Origin of the sequence: Lysinibacillus halotolerans, assembly GCF_003711845.1 — a bacterium.
In the GTDB taxonomy this organism is placed as follows: domain Bacteria; phylum Bacillota; class Bacilli; order Bacillales_A; family Planococcaceae; genus Ureibacillus; species Ureibacillus halotolerans.
Window position 1 is genome coordinate 1 of sequence record NZ_RHLQ01000092.1, and the last position, 3,629, is coordinate 3,629.

Annotated in this window: 5 protein-coding genes; 3 read left to right on the plus strand and 2 right to left on the minus strand. The window is 32.2% G+C overall.

The window, feature by feature from the left end:
- The first annotated feature begins 504 nt into the window (after positions 1-504).
- The 3 genes from EC501_RS18140 (at position 505) to EC501_RS18150 (ending at position 2,301) form a co-directional block, all read left to right on the plus strand.
- Entirely contained in the window at positions 505-699 is a 195-nt protein-coding gene (locus EC501_RS18140; RefSeq protein WP_122973738.1) for a hypothetical protein, read from the plus strand.
- Positions 700-815: 116 nt separating this feature from the next.
- Positions 816-1,673, plus strand: coding sequence for a DNA cytosine methyltransferase (locus tag EC501_RS18145; RefSeq protein WP_122973739.1), 858 nt, complete (start codon positions 816-818; stop codon positions 1,671-1,673).
- A gap of 76 nt (positions 1,674-1,749) precedes the next feature.
- Positions 1,750-2,301, plus strand: coding sequence for a hypothetical protein (locus EC501_RS18150; protein ID WP_122973740.1), 552 nt, complete (start codon positions 1,750-1,752; stop codon positions 2,299-2,301).
- An 84-nt stretch (positions 2,302-2,385) separates the two neighbouring features.
- Here the strand turns inward: EC501_RS18150 and EC501_RS18155 are convergent, their stop codons facing one another.
- A complete protein-coding gene (locus tag EC501_RS18155) occupies positions 2,386-2,565 on the minus strand; it encodes a hypothetical protein (RefSeq protein WP_122973741.1) in 180 nt (59 codons plus the stop codon).
- A 28-nt stretch (positions 2,566-2,593) separates the two neighbouring features.
- Positions 2,594-3,313, minus strand: a complete 720-nt coding sequence (locus EC501_RS18160) for a hypothetical protein (protein WP_122973742.1) — start codon at positions 3,311-3,313, stop codon at positions 2,594-2,596.
- Positions 3,314-3,629: the final 316 nt, after the last annotated feature.

Genomic DNA, 3,629 nt, shown 5'->3' on the forward strand with positions numbered 1-3,629 from the left:
GACACAATTAATGTAGCGGGGACTTGGGGTGACTGGCAAGTCTATTTTTTTTGCACAAAATTAGTGAAGGACTCTGCATTTTTCCTTTGCAAAGCTCTGCATTTTTATTTTGCCATACACAACAGTAATGAGTAAATTAACGAAGGTAAATAAATGGGCAAATAAAAATGGATATTGTGTAAAGATACGTGAATATATAAAGAGTTACCATTTACTGATTACCGTAAATGAATCTCTATCTTTTGATGTTAGTTTTCAAGAAAGCACTATTTACCATAGTATCCAAGGTAAAGAAGGTAGGCCAAAAGGAGTTTACTTAGCCATTAATAGAAAAAATAGACCAGGTTTTTCGTTTCCGTATTCTTCACAAGAAGAAATCATTTTAAAAATGGAGGAAGAGATTAGTAATCTAACGAAAAATTAATTCTTGTTCCAACACAAACGAATGTGAAAGATTTTGTTGTTTGTAGTTATTAAAATGTATGTACTGAAAAGGGAAAATACATGGCTAAAACTAGCATAAAAACAGGTTGGTGCGTGGAAGGGTTATCAATTACGTCCGCAGACTCATGGTGCTGTTCGGTATGTGATGAGCGAATATCAACGGACGATCAAACAACTAAAGGTGGTTGGTTTGATTATGATAATAGCGGGAAATTAGGATTCATCCATGTTGACTGCTATCAAAGAGAATGTTGAATAAGAATTTACTAAGGCGATGTTCTGCTGTGTTTAGGTACAGCTAGAAGATTTGCCTTTAATTTATGGGAACACCTCAATCAAAATGTTTAAGATAAATATGGGCGGTGGATAAGATGATTACTGCGAAAAGCTACTTTAGCGGGGCGGGTGGCATAGATCTAGCGATGACTATGGCTGGTATTGAGATTGTAGAATCTTTTGAAATTGACCGAAAAGCTTGTGCAACGCTAAGAAAAAACTTTACTCATAAAGTTAGTGAAGTTGATATAACTAAAATAACTGTATTAGATCAACAAGATGCTGATATTTATATTGGTACATTTCCATGTACTAAATATAGTAATATCGCTGATATTCATGGTACACGAACTGGTGATGATTTATTTCTTCACTTTTTTAGACATATTGCTTTAGCTCAACCTGAAGCATATGTAATAGAAAATGTTCCTGGTATGAAAAAATTTCAAGTTGTTATGGAATGTATGACAAGACTTCCTAACTACTATGTACGGGTTGAATGTCCAGTAAATGCTAATATGTGGCTACCTCAAGAGAGAAAAAGATTAATAGTAATTGGAACAAAAAAACCTTTTGATAACTTAGAATACCCTGAGTGTAATCCGATAAAAATGCGTGACATTATTGATGTGGGTACTGAAGTATACACTCCTAATTATGTTAAAAAACGTTTAGAAGGTAATTATCGGGATAAGCCAATTATAACAGATTTGGATGGGATAGCTCCTACATGTGTAGCACACTATGCCAAAGATCGTTCTACTCGATTAATTAATGATGGAAAATCAATTAGACCTTATTCACGTATTGAATATGCTAGGCTTCAAGGTTTTCCAGATTGGTTTGAATTTGAAGGGACAGACAATGATGCATATAGACAAATAGGAAATGCCGTACCTGTTCATATGGGTTATTGGATAGGAAAACAGTTAAAAAAATATTTTATGAGGTAGTTGAATTCAGAGTCGCTGCTTTTAATTACTTGATTAATGTTTGGAAACTATTAATATATCAAAAAGGAGAAATACTATGAATAAAAAGGAAATGAAACAAATACAAATTGTTGATGTGATTGCTAATAAGTTAAGTGGTGGGTCAGATATTACCGGTGAATGCATAAGTAATGTTGATGTAGATTTTATAATTGACACACCTCAAGAAATAGTCATTTTCGATAAGATTTATAGAATTGATCGAATAAAATTATTATCAAGTTACGACGAACTAGTATTTCGATTAGCATCCAAAACAATAATATTTGAAGAGCTAGAAGTAAGTAAGATATTTGTTCATAAAATTTATAATTTATTAAACGACTTACAGAGTAAAGGTAACTTATTGAGTGGTTGGGATTTTAGAGATGAAGTGTTAGAAATATTAAGTGATAATAATAGATTGTCTTCAATTAATTATCGTGAAGAAAGTGGAGAAGTGTTTGGAACATTATTTGTTTGGGGAACAGATGAAAATGGATTCTGGAATCAACGTTATAAATGTTTTCAATCAGAAATTGAAAACTACTTATCAAAAATAAGTAATTATGAAGACTATGATTTTGAATTTAAGTATATATTATATTAATAAATTAAATCACATATCCAATTGGATATGTGATTTTTTAATTGAGGTGGACTCCCTTAAACCGGATCCACCTTTCTTTTTATTTTAGGAATTAGTTGCTGCAATAACCCAGATTGAAATGTTAACAGAAATGATAATTAGAAGAAGTGTGTAAATTAGATACTTATCTTCTTTTTTCTTCTCTGTATTAAAGAATAAAGTTTTGATTAGAATCAACACAAATGCAATACCGCCAAGTATTTTTGCTATTAAGAAAACAGACACCTTTTTTCTCTCCTTTAATTTCTAATTATTAACATTGTGAACCTGTCCAGATTGGTTTATCAAAAGACCATCTTATTAAAATTCCACATCCGTTTGCATTAGCAACTGTCAACGCACCCGCGCCTATACCAATTAAGCCAGCAGCAATGCCGACAGCAAGCCCCACTGGAGGTGCTATAAACGCAGTTATTGCAGCAGCAATTGTAGTAATCCCTGCTCCAATTGTCAGATAACCTATAAGTTTATTAGCATTACAACTATCGAAGTACGTATCATAACCATACCAACGATCTACATACTTATTTGATCCGTCACAAGCAGCGATACTAAAGATACCTTCTGATGCTTTATTAATCTTTTCTATATCACTTTTTGTTGCGTTTATGAGTTCCTTTGAAACTCCCTTTTCCTCCGCTTCTATTTCATCGAATTGAATTTGATTTCCAACGAAAGTTAATAAGGGTGTAATTTCCAGAGCATCTTTGGTAATTTTATTATAGTCTTTAATTTTTTCTTTTGCTTCTTTTATTTTATCGGTTGAAATACCATTTTCAATTGCTTTCTGCTGATCTAAAAAAAGAAATTCTCCATCCACTCCAACAGCTCCGACGAATTTTTCATCTAATTGGACAGCTTTTACCAATGCTGTTGAGTATTCATAATTAACCTTCTTGCTTTCTGCAAAAACACTTCCAACCATACTAAATAATAAGACTACTGTTAAAATAGAGGTAAATAATTTTTTCATTGATATCTTCCTTTCTTTAGCGAATTTAATTAAAGAATGAGGTGTCTTACTTAGCGGTATATTAAGTAGGGTCTAGGAGGTTACGAGGCTTCGTAAATGGAATATATTCCCTTTACAAAATCAACCATATCAAAAATTGGAAATTGGTTCAATGCTATATAAAAATACACTCTTTTTTATCTACAAATTCGACATAAAAGAGGCTGGGACAAAACCCACCTCTGAAATGAAAAGCCGGTGAAATTTTACGATAAGTAAAATTTCACCGGCTTTGATTATTTTAAATAAAAAATAAGGACCACTTCTGATAAAATTA

What these genes read in the sequence shown, in the direction of transcription:
- EC501_RS18140 (WP_122973738.1), top strand. Translation starts at nt 505, where the DNA reads ATGGCTAAAACTAGCATAAAAACAGGTTGGTGCGTGGAAGGGTTATCA.
- EC501_RS18160 (WP_122973742.1), bottom strand. Translation starts at nt 3,313, where the DNA reads ATGAAAAAATTATTTACCTCTATTTTAACAGTAGTCTTATTATTTAGT.
- EC501_RS18150 (WP_122973740.1), top strand. Translation starts at nt 1,750, where the DNA reads ATGAATAAAAAGGAAATGAAACAAATACAAATTGTTGATGTGATTGCT.
- EC501_RS18145 (WP_122973739.1), top strand. Translation starts at nt 816, where the DNA reads ATGATTACTGCGAAAAGCTACTTTAGCGGGGCGGGTGGCATAGATCTA.